The organism is Paraglaciecola psychrophila 170, assembly GCF_000347635.1.
GTDB classification, from domain to species: Bacteria; Pseudomonadota; Gammaproteobacteria; order Enterobacterales; family Alteromonadaceae; genus Paraglaciecola; species Paraglaciecola psychrophila.
On the sequence record NC_020514.1, the window covers coordinates 4,969,211 to 4,990,937 of the forward strand.

The window sequence follows — 21,727 nt, forward strand, 5'->3', positions numbered from 1 at the left end:
AATCCCCTTCTTAGCCTTCGCTGCCAGTAAAGTCGATGTCTTGACCTTCTTTAAGCACAACGTAAGCTTTTTTCCAGTCTTTACGCTTACCGAAAGATGATCCGTGACGCTTGGTTTTACCCTTAACGTTTAGGGTACGAACAGAATCGACTTCAACTTCGAACAATTTTTCAACTGCCGCTTTGATTTCTTCTTTGTTCGCATCTTTCACTACTTTCAAAACAACTGTGTTGTTTGTCTCAGCAGCTAGCGTTGCTTTTTCAGAAACATGTGGTGCTAGAAGCACCTTAAGTAGACGCTCTTCATTTATCATGCTAGCGACTCCTCTAATTGCTTAACTGCATCAGCAGTCATCAATACTTTTTCGAATGCAATAAGACTTACTGGGTCAATACCCTGGACATCACGTACGTCAACTTTATACAAGTTACGTGCTGACAAGAATAAGTTCTCATCAACTTCTGATGTCACAATAAGTACATCTTTAAGTTCAAGCTCTTTCAACTTAGAAATTAATTCTTTAGTTTTTGGAGTTTCAACTGCAAATTTTTCAACCACGATTAAACGTTCTTGACGTACCAATTCTGAAAGGATGCTTTGAATAGCACCACGGTACATCTTTTTGTTAACCTTTTGGCTGTGATCCTGTGGCTTAGCTGCAAAAGTTACACCACCAGAACGCCATATAGGACTACGGATTGTACCAGCACGGGCACGACCTGTTCCTTTTTGACGCCAAGGTTTGGCACCACCACCGCGTACTTCAGAGCGTGTTTTTTGTGCTCTAGAACCCTGACGAGCTCCGGCACCGAATGCAACTACTACTTGATGTACTAGTGCTTCGTTAAAGTCACGTCCAAAGGTTGCTTCGGATACTTCAAGAGCGCTTTTTGCGTCTTTCAATACTAATTCCATCACTTAACTCCCCAGACGTTACGCTTTGACAGCAACTTTGATAATGACATCGCCACCGGGTGCACCAGGAACAGTACCTTTAACTAGTAAAAGATTGTTCTCAGTATCAACTCGGACTACGTCCAAAGATTGCATAGTTACACGCTTGTTACCCATCTGACCGGCCATTTTCTTACCTTTGAAAACTTTACCAGGTGATTGGTTTTGACCAATCGAACCAGGTGCACGATGCGACAATGAGTTACCATGTGTGTTACGTTGGTGGCTAAAGTTCCAGCGCTTAATAGCGCCTTGGAAACCTTTACCTTTAGAAGTTCCGACAACGTCAACCATTTTAGTGTCAGCAAAAATTTCAACAGTAATTTCACTGCCAACCTCTATGCCTTCGCCTTCATTGTTGTCTAAACGGAATTCCCATAAACCGCGGCCCGCTTCCACGCCAGCTTTAGCAAAATGACCTGCTGCAGCTTTATTAACGCGGCTTGCTTTTTTCTCGCCTGCGGTGACTTGAAGCGCTTTATACCCGTCCGTTTCATCAGTACGTAACTGAGTCACACGATTCGGGGTGGCTTCTATAACAGTCACAGGTATTGAAACACCATCTTCAGTGAAGATGCGAGTCATACCTACTTTACGACCGATAAGACCAATCGCCATGTTAAAACCCTCTCTTGTTAGCCCAGGCTGATTTGAACATCAACACCGGCAGCCAAGTCCAATCTCATCAACGCATCTACTGTTTTATCAGTAGGTTCAATGATATCCACTAAACGTTTATGTGTACGAATTTCATACTGGTCACGCGCATCTTTATTTACGTGAGGTGAAGTAAGTACTGTGTAACGCTCTTTGCGAGTAGGTAGAGGAATAGGTCCACTAACCTGTGCGCCTGTGCGCTTCGCAGTTTCAACGATTTCAGCCGTAGACTGATCGATCAACTTGTGATCAAACGCTTTCAAACGAATACGAATTCTTTGATTTGGCATCGATTAAGCTCCAACCGAAAGAACAAAAAAAATCACCCACACCATCAACAGAATTGATAGGAGGATGCATGTAAACTGCTGACCCAAAATTAGGGTCCTGTTTTATTTGGCTATATATTGAATATCAGTAAAAGCACCTTAATTCCAGCCAAACTCACCTGTTCCGAAGAACTAGTGGGCGCGAATTATACATAAGGGTTGTGAGATTGCAAGTCTAATCCAGCGTAAGATAATATTTATTGTTTAATCTAGCCGCAAGCTGGCATGTAATGACACGTATCGACAAACTATAGTGTTGACTCAATAAGATACGACTTTAACTGCAGATATATGAATGAGAAATAAGAATATCGTATTTTATTAAAGGTAATCATGGTTTCTGGCTTACCATTAACAGCTACTGCTGTTTATATATGTAAAAACCACGTATTCATGCAATGGATGTTATAGGTATTGTTATCAGTGCCGGCTTCGTCGCCTTTGGAATGATACTTTCTTTTCCAACCAAAATTTATATCACCTTTTTGTTAATGAAAAAAGAAGCCCACAAGCGAAATATTTTAAGTAAACAGCTACTTTTACCGACAATTGATGCCCCTTTATTTAAAAAGCTTAGTATCAACTAAACTCACTCTATTAAAAGCTATTTGCTGTCTGTAGTGTGTCGGTTATAGTAAGGATTCCAAGTTTATAAAAAACAATAGCCTAGAAGTACATTAAGCAACTATATGAATTCCGAACTTAATCAGAACCACCTCGACCGTATTAACCAGTTGCTTAAGACGTATCCTTCTCTAATGGATGCGTATCACAAGTTAGAACCGTTCGTATTGGGCCTATTTGATGCGGAGCGTATGAGTATTTTTCAGCGCCGTAGACAACACCAAGATTTGGTCGCTCGATTTAAAACAGGTATAGAAACGCGCGAAATCAAAGTACCTATTAGCCCGATGTCAATCGCGGGGTATGTAGCGCTGAGTCAATTACCTCTAGTTATTGATGACCCATATAACAAAGAAGAACTTGCCAGCATTCATAAACGCTTAAACTTTGCAGATAAATTCGACAGAGGTTCAACCTTCAAGACTCGTAACATAATTTGTATTCCCATCCTCGATTCTGGCGTATTAATGGGTGTTATGCAGATAATCAATAAAAAAGAGACTGCGTTTACTGAAGATGACTTGGCACTTGCCAATACCGTCGCAGAAATAATGGGCAAGAAGTTTCGTTATGAATTAGGTGGCACCAGTCAACCTTTCGATTATCTAGTACATCGTAATCTTATTTCTGAAAAAGAACTTAAAAAACTTCAAGAAACCAGCCACGATAATAGACAGTTGGTGCAACGTCTCACATCCGAACACCGAGTACCTGAGGATGATTTAGGAAATGCATTATCTGTGCATTATCAGGTACCTTACATAGCCTATTTACCAGATAAATATCATCTATTTCAAAGCGACAGCAAGCTGAATCTGTCCTACTTAAAGCGCAATTTTGTAGCCGTGTTAGCGGACGTTAAAGACAATCCTATCGTGTTGATGGCAGAACCCAATAACGCTACGTTATTAATGGAAATAGAAAGTGCTTTAGGTATAGATAGTTACGAAATATCGGTCAGCTTGCCCAATACTATCTTGCAATATTTAGGTGAAGCGGCTGGCGGCGGTGCTGGCCCTGGAGCAATGGACGAAATCCTTGATGAGATAGGTACTAGTGCAGATGAAATTGACGACCAATCTGATGAAATGTCAGACGATGCCCCAGCTGTGGTCAGATTGGTGAGTCGTGTGTTACATGATGCAAAACGTTTAAACGCATCAGATATTCATGTTGATCCTGAAAAAAACGCACCCACTCGAGTACGTATGCGGATAGATGGCGTTTGTAGAGACGTCACACAAGTTCCTGCATCACACCATAGTGCTGTGATTGCCCGCATCAAAATTATGTCAAATCTAAACATTGCTGAAAAACGTGTACCTCAAGATGGCAAACTGTCTTTTAGAATGTCGGGGCAACTAATTGAAGTGCGTGTAGCCACCATTCCCACTATTGCTGGGGAAGGTGTAGTTATGCGAATATTGGCTGCAGGTGGCGCAATGCCTTTGAGCAAGCTGAATTTATCACCACGAAATCACACCAAAATTCTTGAATTAGTGCAAAAGCCTCACGGTATCATTTTGGTAGTAGGCCCCACTGGCTCTGGTAAAACTACAACTTTGCATGCTGTACTAGGCCACATCAACACACCCGAAAAGAAAATTTGGACCGCAGAAGACCCAGTAGAAATAACTCAACCAGGCCTACAACAAGTGCAAGTCAGCGCTAAAATCGGTTTTACCTTCGCCAATGCACTAAGGGCGTTTTTGCGTGCAGACCCTGACATAATATTCATCGGTGAAATGCGTGATAAAGAAACCGCACATGCTGGTATAGAAGCATCTCTAACGGGACATTTAGTGTTTTCGACGCTACATACCAACTCTGCTCCAGAAACTATCTCCCGTTTATTAGACTTAGGACTCGATCCTGTCAATTTTTCTGATGCCTGTGTGGGTATATTAGCGCAACGTTTAATCAGAACCATCTGCCCAAATTGCAAGGAAAAGTACTCTGCAACTGAATCAGATGTTGCCTTTATTAAACGTCAATATGGCGAAGATTATCTCGAAGAGCTTAATTTACCTGAACCGCTGATGTTATATAAAGGCAAAGGTTGTGATGAGTGCGGAGATACAGGTTATAGAGGTAGAACCGGAGTACATGAACTTTTATCCATGACGGGTGAATTACGTTCTTTAGTATATAAAGAAGCTTCTGTACACGAAATGAAGGCCCAAGCGATGAAGGATGGAATGCGAACACTCACTCAAGATGGGATCCTAAAAGTGTTAAAAGGTGATACCGATATACCGCAAATACAAATTATAAGCGGCACTGGCTAGGCGTTTTATCGACACCCGCATTGGTACTAAATATATTCGACCCCGACATTTTATTAAACAAGTACTCTAATAGCTAACGCTAAGCCACTCATTTCCTTATTTTTAGTATGAGGGTGGGTATCCTTATACAAATAGCGACCCATGTCTAAGAATTCAGTGCAAGGCCAAAAAATTTAAGCTCACATTGTCACGTTTGGTATACACCAGGTATTTACTCGTTTACAGCATAAATAGAATGCCTATCTTGTGGATATCAATCACAGTGATAATGTATTTTATCTGAACTACTTAGACTCAATATAAAAAACCAATAAAATTTCAGGGAACCAATATGATACGCAACAAAAAGGCTTTGCTGCACGCAGCAAGTTTAGCCGCACTCCTTAGTTTTTCTTGTACTGTACTCAGTCAAACAGCACAAGATTTAGAGCCAACATCTACTGATGAAGCATCGCCCGAAATAAATTGGGACGTACTTAACCCTCCTTTTAATTTAACCACTGTAGCAATAGATACAGACAACACAACGTGGTCAAGTCTAGATATCAGCCCCGATGGTAAAACCATGGTGTTTGATATGCTTGGAGATATATACACCACCGATATAAAGGGTGGTGAAGCAAAGGCGCTCACTCAAGACTTCGCATGGAACATTCACCCTGCTATTAGCCCAAATGGAACAAAAATAGCGTTCATTTCGGATAGAGGTGGCTTATCTAACCTTTGGGTGATGGACAAAGACGGGACCCATTTCAAACAGCTCAGCACTGAAAAAAACAACCTAATCCATTCACCAAAATGGAGTCCTGATGGACAGTACATAGCAGTTAGTAAAGGGATCATGTCGAGCCGTAGTATTCCTGCTGGAGAAATTTGGCTTTATCACCATTCTGGAGGTGACGGACTGGCTATAAAAAAACGTGTAAATGGTAAAAAAGATCAAAAAAATATTGCTGACCCCGCATTTTCGCCCGATGGCAAATACCTGTATTTTACTCAAGATGTATCAAGTGGCAGTAAATTTAGCTACAACCGCGACCCTTTAAAAGGCATTTTTGCCATTACACGATACGAATTAGCCAATGGCGAAGAAGAACGCTTTGTCAGTGGCACTGGTGGCGCTGTTGTTCCAACACCTTCTCCAGATGGTAAACACCTAGCATTTATCCGGCGCATTAAAGAAAAAACGGTTCTCTTCGTCAAAGACTTGGCGACAGGTATGGAAAAACCACTATATATGGATCTTGAACGAGACATGCAAGAAGGTTTTGGCTCAGAAGGGTATTTCGCTTATTTTGATTGGACACCAGATTCCAAATATATTGTTTTCTGGACGGGTGGGAAATTTCATAAGTTAACGGTCAAAGACCAGTCTATCGCCACCATACCCGTGAATGTCAAAGCCGAACTTAAATACGCTGACGCGTTACGTTTTGACGTAGATGTAGCGCCTGATACCTTTTCTATCAAAATGACCCGCTGGGCACAAAAGTCTCCTGATGCTAAGTCAATATTGTTTCAAGCATTGGGCAAGTTATATGTGAAAGATATCAAATCTGGAAAAACATCACGCTTGACCAAACAAAATGACCACGATGAACTGTATCCACGTTATTCAAATGACGGTAAAAGTATTGTCTATACCACTTGGGATGACCAAGAGTTGGGTACTGTCAGAATCGTTAAATCGGGTGGTGGTAAAGGTCAAAAATTAACAACAGCGCCGGGGCATTATATTAACCCCAGTTTCTCAACTGACGGAAAGTTAGTTGTTTATGACAAAGTCACAGGTGGCTACCTGCTAAGCCCTGAGTATTCGGTTGAACCAGGAATATATGTTGCGAATGTTAAAAATGGCGATATTAAACGTATTGCTAAATCAGGCTCAGCACCGCATTTTGCTGGTGACAATACTCGCATTTATTTGACCACATCGGTTTCCGGTAGTGATTATGCTGAAACACAATTAATCAGCGTAGATTTAGATGGTGAAGATAGACGAGAGCATCTTTACGGCGCCGATAAAGTAACAGAATATCGGTTATCTCATGACAAAAAATGGGTCGCCTTTGTGCATCAATACAATGCTTATGTAGCCCCTTTTGTGGATACAGGTAAACGCGTCAATATTGGTCCAAAAATGTCTTCATTGCCGGTCAAACAAATTTCAAGTCGCGCAGGGGAATATCTCACTTGGAGCGCCGATAACCAATCAGTTAGTTGGTATCACGGTGCGACTTTTTATGAACGAAGGTTAAAAGATGCTTTTGCTTTTTTTGCAGATGCACCAGAAGAGTTACCTGAGCCAGTAAGTGAAGGCATTGATTTATCTTTTCAGAAAAAAGCAGACAAACCCACAGGTTACAAAGCCTTAGTAGGTGGCACAGTAGTCACCATGCGCGATGCTAATAGGCAACGAGAAGTGATCGAAAACGGTGTGGTATTAATCAAAGATAATAAAATTGTAGAAGTAGGTAAATCTAAAGATGTGACTATCCCTGATGAAGCATTGCTTATCGACACCAAAGGCAAAACCATTTTGCCGGGCCTTATCGACACTCATGCCCACGGTTCACAAGGCAGTAATGAAATCATACCACAGCAAAATTGGAGCATGTTTTCTAACTTAGCATTTGGTGTAACAACTATTCATGACCCATCAAACGATACCACCGAGATATTCTCGGCTGCCGAATTACAGCGGGCAGGAAAAATAATAGCTCCAAGAATTTACTCCACAGGAACAATATTATACGGGGCAGAAGGATTGGGGTACAAAGCCATTATCAATAGTTATGACGATGCTCTTTTTCATATGCAACGACTAAAAGATACGGGAGCAATTTCAGTCAAAAGTTACAACCAACCCAGACGTGACACTCGGCAACAGATTTTAGCTGCAGCAAAAGAACTAGGCATGATGGTAGTACCAGAAGGCGGAGGCAAGTTTCAACAAAACATATCAATGTTAGTGGACGGTCATACGGGCCTTGAACATTCACTGCCAATTGCCAAAGGTTATGATGACTTAACCACGTTATGGTCAGCCACAAAATTTGGCTATACCCCAACGTTTGTGGTTTCGTATGGTGGCATGATGGGCGAAGAGTACTTTTACGATAGAACTGAAGTATGGAAAAACCCACGTTTGATGCGCTATACCCCAAGCTTTTTAGTAGACAGCCGATCTATTCGACGCCCTACTGCACCAGACAATCAATACAACCATGTCGCTGTTGCCAAGTATGCTAAAACATTGCGAGACAATGGCGTAAGTGTGCATATTGGTGCCCATGGCCAGAGAGAGGGATTGGCCTCTCATTGGGAATTATGGATAATGAATCAAGGTGGATTTACGCCTTGGGAAGCGCTTCGAGGCGGTACTATTGATGGAGCGACACACTTAGGCATGGACAAACAAATAGGCAGTATTGAAGTGGGTAAAGTAGCTGATTTGATGATTATTGACGGTGACGTATTAAGCGACATTCGTCGGAGTGAGTTTGTTGAATACACCGTATTAAATGGCCGCGTATATGAGACAGCTACCATGAATGAAGTCGGCAGCAAAAAACATCGCAAACCCTTTTTCTTCGAACAAAACAACCAATTGTTTATGCCCAAGGCAACACAACAAGCAGTTGATGCTAAAGCACAAAAGCATCATTGGGTACATTAGGCTTTCTTCCTGAAAGGGCCTTAACAAGTGTTTGTTAAGGCTTACTCTATTTAAAATCTGTTACATGAAAAAGACACCCTAAGATGAAAAAATATTTAGTTTGGGATATCCCTGTAAGATTATTTCACTGGTTATTAGTGCTTTGTTTATTTGGGCAATGGTTTACTACTGAAGTATTAGAAAATGCCATGCATATTCATTTCTATATTGGATATTTTACCTTGGGGCTGATCATATTTAGGCTGTTGTGGGGATTTTTTGGTACACGATATGCAAAATTCAGCAGTTTTATAGCAGGCCCAAAAGCTATTATTAGCTATTTACAATCACTCGCCTCAAAGCAAAAAAGTTATACTACAGGGCATAATCCTCTAGGTGGATTGTTATTACCAGCAGTGTTAATACTGGTGGGATTACAGGCCATTAGTGGCTTATTTACGTCTGACGACATAGTCAGTGCTGGTCCATACTACGATAGTGCTAACAGTGTCATACAAGGGTGGATGCAGTGGTTACACAAGAATATTTTTGATGTATTAATGGGTCTAGTAGTCATTCATTTATTAGCTATAACTTGGTACAAACTGGGACTAAAACATGACTTAATAACGCCCATGTTAACGGGTCAAAAAGTAGTTGAAGTATCTAAGGGAATCGCTCACTCCAAATTAGTCAAAGCTTTCATGTTAGCCATAACGGTAGGGATTTTTATTTACTGGTTGGTGGAAATTAACCCCCCACCTGTAGAAGAATATTATTATTAATTTAACTTGCGGGCATTTGACTTACGAGTAATGAAATGCCCACGATTTTAGTCTTCTTTGTAATTATCGTGGCAACCTTTACAGCTTTTGAAAACTTGGCCAATAGCTGGCTTAAACTGAGTTGTATCACCCTCTTTAGCGACCTTGTTCAAATTACTAGCTGCAGCAGTCAAGGCATTTATCTTATCTTTAAAGTCAGCCTGATTTCCCCAAATTTTATCCAAAGCCGCGGTATCAACATCAAATCCAGTTGTGTCAGTAGCAAAATAGTCCCCTAACATCAAAGATAATTGTTCAATACGTAAGGAATTGGTTTGCATCGTTTCTGCATTAAACGGAATAGCACCTTTATTCATTGCACCTAACTCGCCCACGTTGCTTTTTACCAACTTTAAAATAGCTTGCCTATACTCTGTCACATCTTTAGCTTGTTTGGCTGATTTTGCGGGTTCTGCGAACACAGAAAATGTACTTAACATTGCTGTACATATAAATACTGCTATAGCCTTTTTCATCATACTGCTTGCTCCAATGATTAATATTGATTAAATGTAGAACGATAATAACGGGTTTTATTCTGCCATCACGACTATTTTGTGTAAACTAATAACAAAGCTAAATAGGATATATAAAGATGGCAGATAAAAATTTATAAAAATCTTTCGCTATACTAAAACAGACTATCCCGTTATTGCTGAAGCATAAAATATCTGCTATTCCAACCAACTATGCCCTTTGGTACACCTATGTTTCTAATGAGTCTCCTGAGTTAAAAACAGCGATTGATCAAGTCTTAGATAATAACGTGCAACTATCTGAGATAAAGACAAAAGAACTTTATCGCAATCATGTAGCAAAAACAGAGGAAGTCACTGAGTGGGAATTGCGCCAGTCCTTAGAAGCAATGCTTGTTGAATTATCTCAGTCACTTAAAGACACACGATCAGAAACCACCAACTTTAAAGAAACCATGGATACTTGTGTTGATGACCTAGCTAAAGTAGAAAAAGAAGGATTATCAGTAGAGGAAGTAATGGCCTTGATGCGTAGTTTAGCTTAAGACACACAAAACATTAGACGCAGTACCATCAGCTTTAATGCAGCCTTAGCCGATGCACAAAACGAAATAGAGGCACTTAGATGTCAGCTTGAACAAAGCCAACATGACGCATTATATGATGCACTAACTGGGCTATGTAATCGTCGATACTTCGATGAAGAGCTAGCTACTCAGTCTTTAAAACCTAACTTATGTTTGATGTTAGTTGATCTTGAGCACTTCAAAAAAATCAATGACAACTACGGGCATGTCATGGGTGACCTAGTATTAAAAGCCACCGCAAAAAAACTCCAAGCAACTTGCCGAGACGGTGCTCAAGCATTTCGTTTTGGTGGTGAAGAGTTCGCTATCATTGTGCCTAACTCAAGCTTTAGTAAAGCACGAAGCATGGCCGAATCAATGCGTAAAGCGATTGAGAAAATAGGAGTAAGAGACAAGCGGACAGGTGAAATAATGGGCCATATTACAACTTCTATTGGTGTGGCGGAATTCACAAAAGGTATGAATCCACTTGCACTCATTGAGAAAGCCGACAAACAACTCTACGAAGCAAAACGATTAGGGCGTAATCGTGTTATGCCAATGATCTAAATCACACCTTTAGACAAATTGGCATGAGGCTTCAATTTATCAGGCTTGGTTGCAGACGAAAGTCAGTTGCTGAACACGTTTGCTGAAGCGACAACATTGATAATGAGAAGAAGTGAGTGTGAGCAAATACACCTAAAATTGCCGTACCAGTGACAATCAAAATTATTAAGTTATAAAAATAGCACAGTCACTGCTGTTTTCTGTTGTTTCTATTTAAGATTAAATAGAAACAACATGCTAAAATCAAAAGGATTTTAATTTTTTGATTTTTATGCAAAAGAAAATCGGCATGATGTCGAAATATCTTGTATAATCCCGCGCAATTTTTACTCAGACTGAAGTTGGAATAATGACAGATTTAGCAAAGTACAGAAATATTGGTATTTTTGCCCACGTTGACGCGGGTAAAACGACTACTACAGAACGAATCCTTAAACTTACTGGTCAAATACATAAGACTGGTGAGGTACATGACGGTGAATCTACTACCGATTTCATGGAGCAAGAAGCCGAGCGCGGTATAACTATCCAGTCTGCAGCGGTAAGTTGTTTTTGGAAAGAGCACCGTTTCAATGTAATCGATACTCCTGGACACGTAGACTTCACAGTTGAAGTTTATCGTTCACTTAAGGTATTAGATGGCGGTATCGGTGTATTTTGTGGTTCTGGTGGGGTTGAACCTCAGTCAGAAACTAACTGGCGTTATGCGAATGACTCAAAAGTTGCGCGTATAATCTTCGTTAATAAATTAGACCGTATGGGTGCTGATTTCTACCGCGTTGTTAACCAGACTAAAAAGGTTCTTGGTGCTAACCCGCTGATCATGGTTTTGCCTATCGGTATCGAAGATGATTTTGTTGGTGTGGTTGACCTTCTAACTCGTAAAGCATTTATCTGGGATGACACGGGTCTTCCAGAAAACTATGAAATCACTGATATCCCTGCAGACATGGTTGATAAAGTGGAAGAATACCGTGAAATGCTGCTTGAGACTGCGCTTGAGCAAGATGATGACCTGATGGAAAAGTATCTGGAAGGCGAAGAACCATCTATGGAAGACATCAAACGTTGTATCCGTAAAGGAACTCGCACCATGGAGTTGTTCCCAACCTACTGTGGTTCAGCATTTAAAAACAAAGGTATTCAAAACATTCTTGACGCTGTTGTTGATTACCTACCTTGTCCAACAGATGTTGATCCTCAACCTCTTACAGACGAAGAAGGTGAAGCTAATGGTAAGTTTGCAATCGTTTCTGCAGCCGAAAGCTTCAAAGCTTTAGCATTCAAAATTACAGATGACCGTTTTGGCTCACTTACTTTCGTACGTATCTACTCAGGTACGCTTAAGAAAGGTGACACCATCCTTAACGCAGCTACAGGTAAAACTGAGCGTGTTGGCCGTATGTGTGAGATGCAAGCAGATGATCGAAACGAGCTAAGTTCCGCACAAGCTGGTGATATCATCGCTATTGTAGGTATGAAGGGTAACGTACAAACTGGTCACACTTTATGTGATCCCAAAGACCCAATCATCTTAGAAGCGATGGTATTCCCAGAGCCAGTCATCTCTATCTCTGTTACACCAAAAGATAAAGGTTCAACTGAGAAAATGGGTATTGCTATTGGTAAGATGGTGGCTGAAGACCCTACTTTCCGTGTTGAAACTGACCAAGATTCAGGTGAAACAATCCTTTCTGGTATGGGTGAACTGCACTTAGATATCAAAGTTGATATTCTTAAGCGTACTTACGGTGTTGAATTGAAAGTGGGTGAACCTCAGGTTGCATACCGTGAAACAATCACTCAAGAAATTGACGATTCTTATACCCATAAGAAACAATCTGGTGGTTCTGGCCAATTTGGTAAAATCGATTATCGCATCAAGCCTGGCGAAGCCAACACAGGCTTCACATTTACCTCTAAAGTTGTTGGTGGTAACGTTCCTAAAGAATTCTTCCCTGCGATTGAAAAAGGCTTCAGGAGCATGATGGGTTCAGGTGTTCTGGCTGGCTTCCCAGTACTAGACGTTGAAGTTGAATTGTACGACGGTGGATTCCACGCAGTCGATTCATCTGCCGTTGCATTTGAAATCGCGGCGAAAGGCGCGTTCCGTCAATCAATTCCTAAGGCAGGCCCTCAGTTAATCGAACCTATCATGAAAGTTGACGTGTTTACGCCTGACGATCACGTTGGTGATGTTATTGGTGACTTAAACCGTCGTCGTGGCATGATAAAGGATCAAGAAGCTGGCGTGTCGGGTGTTCGTGTTAAAGCTGACATCCCTCTTTCAGAAATGTTCGGTTATATCGGAACCTTACGTACTATGACTTCTGGCCGTGGTCAATTCTCTATGGAATTCTCACATTACAGTCCTTGCCCACAGAATGTGGCAGAGAGAGTTATTGCTGAGACCAAAGAGCGTAACGCTGCTAAAAAGTAAAAACGTCTAACAACTTAAAAAGCCTCATTAATTTCCATTAATGGGGCTTTTTTGATCTTATCTAGTCCTTCAGACTTGAATACTGTTACTAGCAACCATATGGTATAGGTAACTCTAGGTTAAATTATCTTGATAATGCTTATTTGATAGATCCATTTAGCTACTCTTATTAATCCGATCCAATTCTAGGAAAAATACATGAAATTAAACACTCTTGCCTTATTGACAGCATCCTCTTTATTTTTAGCTGCATGTGGCAATGACCAAAAAACTGAAACTGAAGCGACAGTGGAGGAAACTTCAGAGGTGACAACTAATGGTGCAACTGATCCAGCTTTAGCGAGTATTGAGCAGAAATTAAGTTACATAGTCGGCACAAATCTAGCTGGCCAATTTAAACGTGATGAGCTTGCTTTTGATGTTAGCGCATTCACTATGGCCGTAAATGACGTTATGGCTGGAACAGAGTCACGTTTATCTCAAGAACAAATTCAAGAAGCAGTCGCAACAGTTCAGAAACAAGCTCAAGAGAAACAGCAACTTGCGCAGCAGGCAGACAGCGCTAAAAATAAAGCAGACGGCCTCACTTATCTTGAAGCCAACGCGAAGAAAGAAGGCGTAATCGTAACAGAAAGCGGTTTGCAATATAAAGAAATTGTATCAGGTGAAGGCGAAATACCGACTTCTGATAAAACAGTCGTTGTACATTACAAAGGCACATTAACTGACGGTACTGTATTCGATAGTTCTTACGATAGAGGCGAGCCAGCTGAGTTCCCGGTAACAGGTGTGATTCCAGGTTGGGTAGAAGCGTTACAACTAATGAACGTTGGTGACAAATTCGAATTAACTATTCCTTCAGATTTGGCCTACGGACCAAGAGGCAGCGGCCAAACTATTGGTCCAGATTCCACATTATTGTTTGATGTTGAATTGATTGAAATAAAGTAATTCTTAAATCAAAGCCTTGTAAGGTTCCTTACAAGGCTTTCAAGCTTAAGACGCTCGAAATTCAACACATCATTCTATTAAACTCATAAAAACATCTTGACTCTTAACGCCAGTAAATTGTTCATTCGAATAACGTCGACCATCAATACGTTTGTCTATTCTAAAAAGCAGCGGATCAAAATCGATAGGTAAAATCTACCCTTAAATCTATTTCTTAACCGTGCATATAAGCGGTAAAACCGATACGCCTCCCATCATTAGCACACATCTTTAACAAACAAGTCATACAGCCATTTGCTATTTACCATCATGTACAACTTCAATCGTGGTAACCAAAATATCACTAACGACGAAATCAACTAAGACACCTGTTAATGCTAGTAAATTTGAGCCGGAGCCTTTAATGGTAAAAAAACGATGTTGAAAATGAATGATACCAGATCCAAAAACATATAACGTGAGGAGCATTCCTAGCAATAAATTAAAACCTAAGGATTTGAATCAAATAAACGCATAACTAAATCTTATAAAAATAAACTCAATATGCGTGCACATTAATAATGATTCTTTATATTAGTATCATATGTATGACTTACTTTTTGTCGATTTAAGACAACTTAAATGACCTTTTAAAGCACAAAGCTAATAACATAAAAAGACCCAACCATGTAAAGGTCCCACCGCCATCTGAACCTTGTGTTACGGGCGTGTTTATCAAGGTATTCCTTGCAGGGTTCAAATTGGTATTGGTAAAAACAGCTCTGTCTGTGACCACAACATCAGATATAAGAACTAGGTTTTCACCTATAATTGGTTGTCCTGCAACCTCATTTCTGATGGGAAAGTCATTTAACCCCTCGTACGATATGATTTTCAAAGAATTTATTTGGTCGACCACATCCATACCGTCACCTAATACCTGACCAAAGACTGTGAAACCACCTGCATTAGCAGCAACATCCAGGCTGTTAGCGTTACTTCCTGTGTTGATGAACCACTGGGAAGTCGCACTATTCGGATTGCTTCCCTTAGCCATTGCAATTGTACCTCGTACATTTGATAGTTCGGGCTCATTCTCAATTGCCGGGTCATTTACCACTCTCACGATAGGAAAACCGCCATTAAAAGTATAACCGCCTGCCTGTACAACAAAACCGTCTACAGAGCGATGTACTACGTTATTGGCGTATTTACCACCGTCTACGTAGTTTAAAAAATTATTTACAGTTTTAGGCGTTTCATTATCAAATAAATTAACTTCTATGGTACCAAGCGCGGTACGAATTTCTACTACAGTACTTTGTACATTGAACGACAACAGAGCAAAAATGGTTGACGCAAAGGCAATGGGGGTATTTCTAAAAAGCATAATTAGGTATTCTTCTTTTGTGGGATTTTAGTAGGATAAAATACATCCAAGATGATATAGAGTTAACACTTGCATCAATTTGTAATTGAAATAACTGCTAACTTTGCCCGTGGTATAAAACTTAAAAAGGGACGGGATAATCTTTGAAGACTTGATTGATGCTGTTCATAGCGTCGTCCGATAATGGTGTTTTAAACGCGGCTATGTTTTCTTTTAAATGCGCCATGTTGGTTGCACCAATAATAGTTGAAGTGACCCCATCAACTTGGTCACACCAAGCTAGCGCAAGTTGCGATGGTGTGATTTTATAGGTTTTGGCTAGCTCTACATATCCAGCTGTGGCAGCATGGGTGGCGGGTGTATCCCGAAAAATACCATTTCTTTGCTCCAGCGTCCAACGACTACCTTTCGGTAATTTCCCATTTAAATATTTACCACTTAACACCCCGCCTGCCAGAGGTGACCAAGGCAGATAAGCAACATTTTCACGTACACAATTTTCAATTAAATAAGGCCAATCTTTAGCATGTAACAAACTAAATTCATTTTGAATCGATACCATCCTAGGCAAAGCATGTTGCTCGCTCAATTTAAGGTAAGTGTTGATCCCCCAAGGCGTATCATCTGACAACCCGCAAAACCGTATCTTCCCGGCTTTAACACAGCTATCTAGTGCTTGCAGAATTTCTAACATCTCATTGGTTTCATGTTGAGAATCAAAGCTTGAAAACTTTACTTTGCCTGGCCAATGTTTAGAAAAATGGGGGGAGGTGCGATTTGGCCAATGTAATTGAAAAAGGTCGACATAATCGGTCTGTAGACGCTTTAATGAAGCATCGACAGCTCCAATCACACTCTCGCCACTAATTTTTGCACCATCACGGATATATGCTAAACCGGGCCCCGCAATTTTACTGGCTAATATAATATCTTTTCTGCGGGCGGAATGTTGTGCTAACCAATTACCAATAATAATTTCGGTACCACCGTACTTTTCACCTGATGGAGGAACTGGATACAACTCAGCAGTGTCAATAAAATTAACACCCTGGCTAAGGGCATACTCAATCTGATCATTAGCCTCTTGTTGAGTGTTTTGTATTCCCCAGGTCATACTGCCTAAACACACTCTAGACACTCCTACACCACTACTACCTAGTTTTGAATAATGCATTGTGCTCTCTCAAATTACTGTAATATAAATTTTATAGGCAGATTGTAAGGAGTTATGCTTTAAGATTAAACTGTTATTAATGTTTAACCTTGAAGAGTACCCATTTTCCATCTAGACATAAAAAAGACCACTTAAGTGACCTATTCTAAGTAATTAAACTATAACCATCGTTAGTATTGATAACATTGCTAAAAAAGCAGACAACCGTTTCTACCGCAGAGGACAACGCGTGCCGCACACAGAGCGCTGCGCTTTAGAGAAACAGAGATGCATTTTTTGCTCTTATCTATTTATTAGTTTCTGGCTGCTACTTTTAATGGCGAAGTTATGTTTACTGCAGGCAATAAAAAAGGCCACCGAGGTGACCTTTCATGTATAAGTAAACGGGTTACTTATATAATTTTAGACACTACGCCAGCACCTACAGTACGGCCACCTTCACGGATTGCGAAGCGTAAACCTTCGTCCATCGCGATTGGATGAATCAAATCAACTACGAATTTCAAGTTGTCACCAGGCATTACCATTTCTACGCCTTCAGGAAGCTCTACAGCGCCTGTTACGTCAGTTGTACGGAAGTAAAACTGTGGACGATATCCTTTGAAGAATGGAGTATGACGACCACCTTCATCTTTGCTTAGTACGTATACTTCAGCTTCGAATTTAGTGTGTGGGTTGATTGAACCAGGCTTAGCCAATACTTGACCACGCTCTACGTCTTCTCGCTTAGTACCACGTAATAGGGCACCAACGTTCTCACCAGCACGACCTTCGTCAAGTAATTTACGGAACATTTCTACGCCCGTACAAACACTCTTAGTCGTATCTCTGATACCAACGATTTCTACTTCATCACCTGTCTTAACAATACCGCGCTCAACACGACCTGTCACTACCGTTCCACGCCCTGAAATTGAGAAAACATCTTCAATAGGAAGTAGGAAAGGCTTATCGATATCACGCTCTGGAAGTGGGATATAGGTGTCTAGGGCTTCAGCTAGCTCAAGGATTTTTGCTTCCCAAACTGGGTCGCCTTCGAGGGCTTTAAGGGCTGAACCTTGGATAACTGGTAAATCGTCACCTGGGAATTCGTATTCACTTAGAAGTTCACGTACTTCCATTTCTACCAATTCTAGTAATTCTTCATCGTCAACCATGTCACACTTGTTCATGAATACAACCATGAAAGGTACGCCAACCTGACGGCCTAACAAGATGTGCTCACGTGTTTGTGGCATAGGACCATCTGTTGCAGCTACCACCAAAATAGCACCATCCATTTGAGCAGCACCCGTTATCATGTTTTTAACATAATCGGCGTGACCAGGACAATCTACGTGAGCATAGTGGCGTGCAGGTGTGTCATATTCAACATGAGACGTTGATATAGTAATACCACGCTCGCGCTCTTCAGGAGCATTATCTATCATGTCGAATGCAGATGCGTTGCCACCGTATGTTTTAGCTAATACAGTCGTGATTGCGGCTGTTAATGTTGTTTTACCGTGGTCAACGTGGCCGATAGTACCGACGTTTACATGCGGTTTAGTTCGTTCAAATTTTGCTTTTGCCATTGTCTATTCCCCCCAAGATACATTAAAATAAATTTCAATTGAGATGGGGAGAGAAATGAGTGGTGCTGATAGGCAGATTCGAACTGCCGACCTCACCCTTACCAAGGGTGCGCTCTACCAACTGAGCCATATCAGCATTTCACAAAATTGGAGCGGACGGCGAGAATCGAACTCGCAGCTTTAGCTTGGAAGGCTAAGGTATTACCACTATACGACGTCCGCACAATCTACTCTCGTACATATCAAGTAAAAAGTGGTGGAGGGGGCAGGATTCGAACCTGCGAAGGCTGAGCCGTCAGATTTACAGTCTGATCCCGTTGACCGCTTGGGTACCCCTCCAGATTGATGGTGCCGACTACCGGAGTCGAACTGGTGACCTACTGATTACAAGTCAGTTGCTCTACCAACTGAGCTAAGTCGGCTACATCAAGTGGATGCGGATATTAGAGTAATGACTTGGGTCGTGCAAGGGGCAATTTACAAAAAATTGCTTTTTTTATGTTGTTTGCTTGAATTAGCAACTAAACGAGTGGTTTTCATACTTTACGCGCGTAAATTCCCTGCTCATCTTAGATATAAAATATTAAATTAATCGAAAAAGACCCCGTAAAACTAGATTAGGAAAGAATAATATTTTTTTACTACTTCCTAACACGAGTGAATTTTGACCACCGCCTGTCACTAAAACGAAATAGTCTTCATATTTATTGGCTAAAAATTGTTCTGCCAGCATAACAAATCCTGTTTGAGATGCGAGACATCCGTAACTGACACACTTTTCAGTAGTATTACCGATATCTAAAGCGTCAGGTATATATGTATCAGCAAACACTTGTTGGGTATTATTAAGTAAGCTTTCACGCATAACTGAAAAGCCCGGGGCTATCCATCCACCGATATGCTTATTATTAACTACAATGTCACAAGTGTTGGCTGTGCCTAAATCGATCACCGCCACGGGTAGTTGAGTAATTTCACGAGCAGCTAAAATAGCTAGCCATCGGTCTACTCCTAGAGTGTGGTATTTTTCATAGGCACATTGAATACCTAAGGAATTTGCAGCTGTTTTTATAACCATACAGGGTGTATTCAGGTGTTCACATAAACGCTTTAAGTCTTCTACTAGAGCTAAATGTCCGACAGATGACACCACAACCTTATCTGCTAAACGAACAAACTCGGCTAACTCTTCTGGCTGATGACAATAATTCACAGCCGTTACGTCTGAAATAACACTAACAAGTGCATATTTAATCTGGGTATTACCAATATCAACTAAAAGGGCCTTAGATCGGTCTGACACTGATTTCACCTCCATGAAAAGCCTTAACACCCGACCCTGTTTCTAACAGGATAGCTCCTGTTATATCTATCCCTCTACTAACACCAGTTATCAACTGTTTGCCTATCACAAGCTTAACCGCTTGGTTTGCATACACATCTAAAGCTCGCCACTTAGAAATAAACGGCTCAAGACCACTGTTTTCAAACAATATTAAGGTTTTGTTCAGTTCACTTATCAAGGTGCCCGCTAACAAATTTCGGTTAATTAACGGTTCGGTCAATTGTGCAAGATCTATCCATGGCTGACCAATTTCTTCAACATTCGTGGGGAGTGCTACATTCAGCCCAACACCGATAATGGTTTGACAGCTACTACCAATTTGACCTTCAGCTTCGATTAAAACACCCGCTAATTTTTTACCTTGGGCATAAATATCGTTCGGCCATTTTAGTTGTATACCTTGCACGCCGCAACTATGAAGCGCATCAACAATCGCCACGCCTACAGCCAAACTCAATCCGCCCAATGCAGAATATCCACCGACAAAAGACCAATGCATAGACAAATAAAGGCTACTTGCATATGGCGAAACCCATTTACGACCATGCCGCCCCCTACCTGCAGTTTGTGCCTCTGCTAAGCAAGTGTGTCCATTGCTAATATCAATCGATATGTCTTTTAAGTATTGATTAGTTGAACCTATAACATTCAACACTTCAATGTCAGCTGTGTGGGAAGAGTCAAGGTGCTCTCTGATCTTATCGGGGTTCAACAATGTCAACGGTTGAGCTAAGCGATAACCTTTACCCGTCACACTATAGATATCTAAGCCTAAAGAACTGAGGACCTTGATATGCTTGGAAATGGCTGCTCTACTGATACCTGATTTCTTACCTAATGCTTCACCCGAATGAAATTCATTGTCAGCTAATATCGATAACACATGACCACGCACTAACTCTGAAGATTTACTCATAATATAACGGGTCCATTTTTACCTATTAGTCTCACTTCGTTTTCCAACACGATGGAAAACTCGCATAATACTGCACCTTTAATAGCACGGGCTAGTTTTAACAGTTGTTCACCTGTACCGGAACCGTCGTTGGTTAAGACTAACGCTTGATTAGGATGGCAACCTATACCGCCTATCTTTGTGCCTTTAAAACCCAACTGCTCAATCAACCAACCTGCTGGCACTTTTACCTTAATCGTGTCCACAGGGTAACTCGGAATTGACGGCCAAGTTTTTTGCAAATGAATAAAATGCTTTATGGTTATAACCGGGTTTTTAAAAAAACTGCCTGCATTACCAATCTCTGCTGGGTCTGGTAGTTTACGTTGGCGCACCTCAACTACTTTATTGAATATGTCCATGGCACTAGGTTCAGATAGTGCTTGTAATTCTCCATAATAAACAACAGGCCGCCAAACTTTGGGTATTGCAAAGATTACCGTTGTTATCAATACTTGATCTGCTAGGCGCTTTTTAAAGACACTGTCGCGGTATGCAAACTCACAGCCCTGTGTGTCTAATACTTTGTGATTGTGATCGTTTAAGTCATAATATTCAACATGTTGGATATATTTTTTCACTTCGACACCATAAGCGCCAATGTTCTGAATTGGTGAAGCTCCAACAGTGCCAGGTATCAATGCTAGATTTTCTAATCCATAAATTTGATGTTGCATGCACCAAAGTACTAGTTGATGCCAATTTTCAGAAGCCCCTACTTTGAGTAAATAGTGGGTGTCTGTATGCTCAAAATTGATCCCCATAAAAGCGGGTTTGATGACAGTGCCTTCGTAGTCTTCTAAAAAGACTGTGTTGCTTCCTTCGCCCAAAATATAAATAACAGAATTATCTAAATGTCTTAATTGAAATTGTAGCTCAGCTACAACATCAATAGAAAGCATTGCATGAGCTGATGATGGAAAACCAAAAGAATGTAGAGATGCTAGAGAATACACGGCAGAGACCAAAATAA

The 21,727-nt window shown here is 40.8% G+C and carries 18 protein-coding genes and 4 tRNA genes; 7 read left to right on the plus strand and 15 right to left on the minus strand.

Translation table 11 applies throughout. The annotated features are described in order from the left end of the window. Positions 1-10: 10 nt before the first annotated feature. Genes rplW through rpsJ form a run of 4 tightly spaced genes read right to left on the minus strand, consistent with a single transcriptional unit; the run spans position 11 to position 1,901 of the window. Positions 11-313 carry a 50S ribosomal protein L23 gene (gene rplW, locus C427_RS21855; protein WP_007638046.1) on the minus strand — a complete coding sequence of 101 codons (303 nt, stop codon included), beginning with the start codon at positions 311-313 and terminating at the stop codon, positions 11-13. Beyond that, positions 310-915 carry a 50S ribosomal protein L4 gene (gene rplD / locus C427_RS21860; RefSeq protein WP_007638045.1) on the minus strand — a complete coding sequence of 202 codons (606 nt, stop codon included), beginning with the start codon at positions 913-915 and terminating at the stop codon, positions 310-312. The genes rplW and rplD overlap by 4 nt, the downstream gene beginning before the upstream one ends. A gap of 18 nt (positions 916-933) precedes the next feature. Then, complete coding sequence (gene rplC, locus C427_RS21865) at positions 934-1,572, minus strand: 50S ribosomal protein L3 (protein WP_007638043.1); 639 nt, start codon at positions 1,570-1,572, stop codon at positions 934-936. A 17-nt stretch (positions 1,573-1,589) separates the two neighbouring features. Continuing rightward, positions 1,590-1,901: a 30S ribosomal protein S10 gene (rpsJ, locus tag C427_RS21870; RefSeq protein ID WP_006012796.1), complete on the minus strand. Its 312-nt coding sequence runs from the start codon at positions 1,899-1,901 to the stop codon at positions 1,590-1,592. Between the two features lie 797 nt (positions 1,902-2,698). On the opposite strand from rpsJ, the gene C427_RS21880 reads away from it, so the two are divergent. From C427_RS21880 to C427_RS21890, 3 genes are all read left to right on the plus strand, one after another. Next, positions 2,699-4,852: a GspE/PulE family protein gene (locus C427_RS21880; RefSeq protein WP_051075226.1), complete on the plus strand. Its 2,154-nt coding sequence runs from the start codon at positions 2,699-2,701 to the stop codon at positions 4,850-4,852. 331 nt (positions 4,853-5,183) lie between these two features. Beyond that, positions 5,184-8,531: an amidohydrolase family protein gene (locus C427_RS21885; protein WP_007638040.1), complete on the plus strand. Its 3,348-nt coding sequence runs from the start codon at positions 5,184-5,186 to the stop codon at positions 8,529-8,531. Between the two features lie 83 nt (positions 8,532-8,614). Next, the gene (locus C427_RS21890) at positions 8,615-9,295 is read left to right on the plus strand and encodes a cytochrome b/b6 domain-containing protein (protein ID WP_007638039.1); all 681 of its coding nucleotides are present in this window, start codon (positions 8,615-8,617) and stop codon (positions 9,293-9,295) included. A 47-nt stretch (positions 9,296-9,342) separates the two neighbouring features. On the opposite strand, the gene C427_RS21895 is transcribed toward C427_RS21890, so the two are convergent. Next, positions 9,343-9,813, minus strand: a complete 471-nt coding sequence (locus C427_RS21895; RefSeq protein ID WP_007638038.1) for a c-type cytochrome — start codon at positions 9,811-9,813, stop codon at positions 9,343-9,345. 173 nt (positions 9,814-9,986) lie between these two features. Here C427_RS21895 and C427_RS28930 point away from each other — a divergent pair, with 173 nt between their 5' ends. The 4 genes from C427_RS28930 to C427_RS21910 all read left to right on the plus strand — a co-directional run bounded on the left by C427_RS28930 (position 9,987) and on the right by C427_RS21910 (position 14,337). Next, positions 9,987-10,355 carry a hypothetical protein gene (locus tag C427_RS28930; protein ID WP_015431343.1) on the plus strand — a complete coding sequence of 123 codons (369 nt, stop codon included), beginning with the start codon at positions 9,987-9,989 and terminating at the stop codon, positions 10,353-10,355. A 66-nt stretch (positions 10,356-10,421) separates the two neighbouring features. After that, entirely contained in the window at positions 10,422-10,946 is a 525-nt protein-coding gene (locus tag C427_RS28935; RefSeq protein WP_409371893.1) for a GGDEF domain-containing protein, read from the plus strand. Positions 10,947-11,295: 349 nt separating this feature from the next. After that, on the plus strand, positions 11,296-13,386 hold the full coding sequence (fusA, locus tag C427_RS21905) for an elongation factor G (protein WP_015431346.1): 2,091 nt from the start codon (positions 11,296-11,298) through the stop codon (positions 13,384-13,386). 198 nt (positions 13,387-13,584) lie between these two features. Further along, positions 13,585-14,337 (plus strand): FKBP-type peptidyl-prolyl cis-trans isomerase, encoded by a 753-nt coding sequence (locus C427_RS21910; RefSeq protein WP_007638034.1) that lies wholly within the window; start codon positions 13,585-13,587, stop codon positions 14,335-14,337. 607 nt (positions 14,338-14,944) lie between these two features. On the opposite strand, the gene C427_RS21915 is transcribed toward C427_RS21910, so the two are convergent. The 10 genes from C427_RS21915 to murB all read right to left on the minus strand — a co-directional run bounded on the left by C427_RS21915 (position 14,945) and on the right by murB (position 21,710). Continuing rightward, positions 14,945-15,706: a peptidylprolyl isomerase gene (locus tag C427_RS21915; protein WP_007638032.1), complete on the minus strand. Its 762-nt coding sequence runs from the start codon at positions 15,704-15,706 to the stop codon at positions 14,945-14,947. 121 nt (positions 15,707-15,827) lie between these two features. Then, the gene (locus C427_RS21920; protein WP_007638030.1) at positions 15,828-16,880 is read right to left on the minus strand and encodes an aldo/keto reductase; all 1,053 of its coding nucleotides are present in this window, start codon (positions 16,878-16,880) and stop codon (positions 15,828-15,830) included. 392 nt (positions 16,881-17,272) lie between these two features. Then, positions 17,273-18,454 carry an elongation factor Tu gene (gene tuf, locus C427_RS21925; protein ID WP_015431273.1) on the minus strand — a complete coding sequence of 394 codons (1,182 nt, stop codon included), beginning with the start codon at positions 18,452-18,454 and terminating at the stop codon, positions 17,273-17,275. A 60-nt stretch (positions 18,455-18,514) separates the two neighbouring features. After that, positions 18,515-18,590: transfer RNA gene (locus C427_RS21930), tRNA-Thr, on the minus strand. Positions 18,591-18,602: 12 nt separating this feature from the next. Continuing rightward, a tRNA-Gly gene (locus tag C427_RS21935) sits at positions 18,603-18,676 on the minus strand. A gap of 32 nt (positions 18,677-18,708) precedes the next feature. Continuing rightward, positions 18,709-18,793 (minus strand) — tRNA-Tyr (locus C427_RS21940). A 7-nt stretch (positions 18,794-18,800) separates the two neighbouring features. Next, positions 18,801-18,876, minus strand: a tRNA-Thr gene (locus C427_RS21945). Between the two features lie 161 nt (positions 18,877-19,037). Next, positions 19,038-19,757: a type III pantothenate kinase gene (locus C427_RS21950; RefSeq protein WP_007642471.1), complete on the minus strand. Its 720-nt coding sequence runs from the start codon at positions 19,755-19,757 to the stop codon at positions 19,038-19,040. Further along, positions 19,741-20,715, minus strand: coding sequence for a bifunctional biotin--[acetyl-CoA-carboxylase] ligase/biotin operon repressor BirA (gene birA / locus C427_RS21955; RefSeq protein ID WP_007642469.1), 975 nt, complete (start codon positions 20,713-20,715; stop codon positions 19,741-19,743). Before birA ends, C427_RS21950 begins: the two co-directional genes overlap by 17 nt. Then, the gene (gene murB / locus C427_RS21960) at positions 20,712-21,710 is read right to left on the minus strand and encodes a UDP-N-acetylmuramate dehydrogenase (protein WP_081589080.1); all 999 of its coding nucleotides are present in this window, start codon (positions 21,708-21,710) and stop codon (positions 20,712-20,714) included. The genes birA and murB overlap by 4 nt, the downstream gene beginning before the upstream one ends. Between the last annotated feature and the right edge of the window lie 17 nt (positions 21,711-21,727).

Bases quoted from the DNA above. Each gene is read 5' to 3' on its own strand.
- C427_RS21885 (WP_007638040.1), top strand. From the start codon at position 5,184: ATGATACGCAACAAAAAGGCTTTGCTGCACGCAGCAAGTTTAGCCGCA.
- rplW (WP_007638046.1), bottom strand. From the start codon at position 313: ATGATAAATGAAGAGCGTCTACTTAAGGTGCTTCTAGCACCACATGTT.
- rplD (WP_007638045.1), bottom strand. From the start codon at position 915: ATGGAATTAGTATTGAAAGACGCAAAAAGCGCTCTTGAAGTATCCGAA.
- C427_RS21880 (WP_051075226.1), top strand. From the start codon at position 2,699: ATGGATGCGTATCACAAGTTAGAACCGTTCGTATTGGGCCTATTTGAT.
- birA (WP_007642469.1), bottom strand. From the start codon at position 20,715: ATGAGTAAATCTTCAGAGTTAGTGCGTGGTCATGTGTTATCGATATTA.
- fusA (WP_015431346.1), top strand. From the start codon at position 11,296: ATGACAGATTTAGCAAAGTACAGAAATATTGGTATTTTTGCCCACGTT.
- rpsJ (WP_006012796.1), bottom strand. From the start codon at position 1,901: ATGCCAAATCAAAGAATTCGTATTCGTTTGAAAGCGTTTGATCACAAG.
- C427_RS21895 (WP_007638038.1), bottom strand. From the start codon at position 9,813: ATGATGAAAAAGGCTATAGCAGTATTTATATGTACAGCAATGTTAAGT.
- C427_RS21890 (WP_007638039.1), top strand. From the start codon at position 8,615: ATGAAAAAATATTTAGTTTGGGATATCCCTGTAAGATTATTTCACTGG.
- C427_RS21920 (WP_007638030.1), bottom strand. From the start codon at position 16,880: ATGCATTATTCAAAACTAGGTAGTAGTGGTGTAGGAGTGTCTAGAGTG.
- rplC (WP_007638043.1), bottom strand. From the start codon at position 1,572: ATGGCGATTGGTCTTATCGGTCGTAAAGTAGGTATGACTCGCATCTTC.
- C427_RS21915 (WP_007638032.1), bottom strand. From the start codon at position 15,706: ATGCTTTTTAGAAATACCCCCATTGCCTTTGCGTCAACCATTTTTGCT.
- tuf (WP_015431273.1), bottom strand. From the start codon at position 18,454: ATGGCAAAAGCAAAATTTGAACGAACTAAACCGCATGTAAACGTCGGT.
- C427_RS21910 (WP_007638034.1), top strand. From the start codon at position 13,585: ATGAAATTAAACACTCTTGCCTTATTGACAGCATCCTCTTTATTTTTA.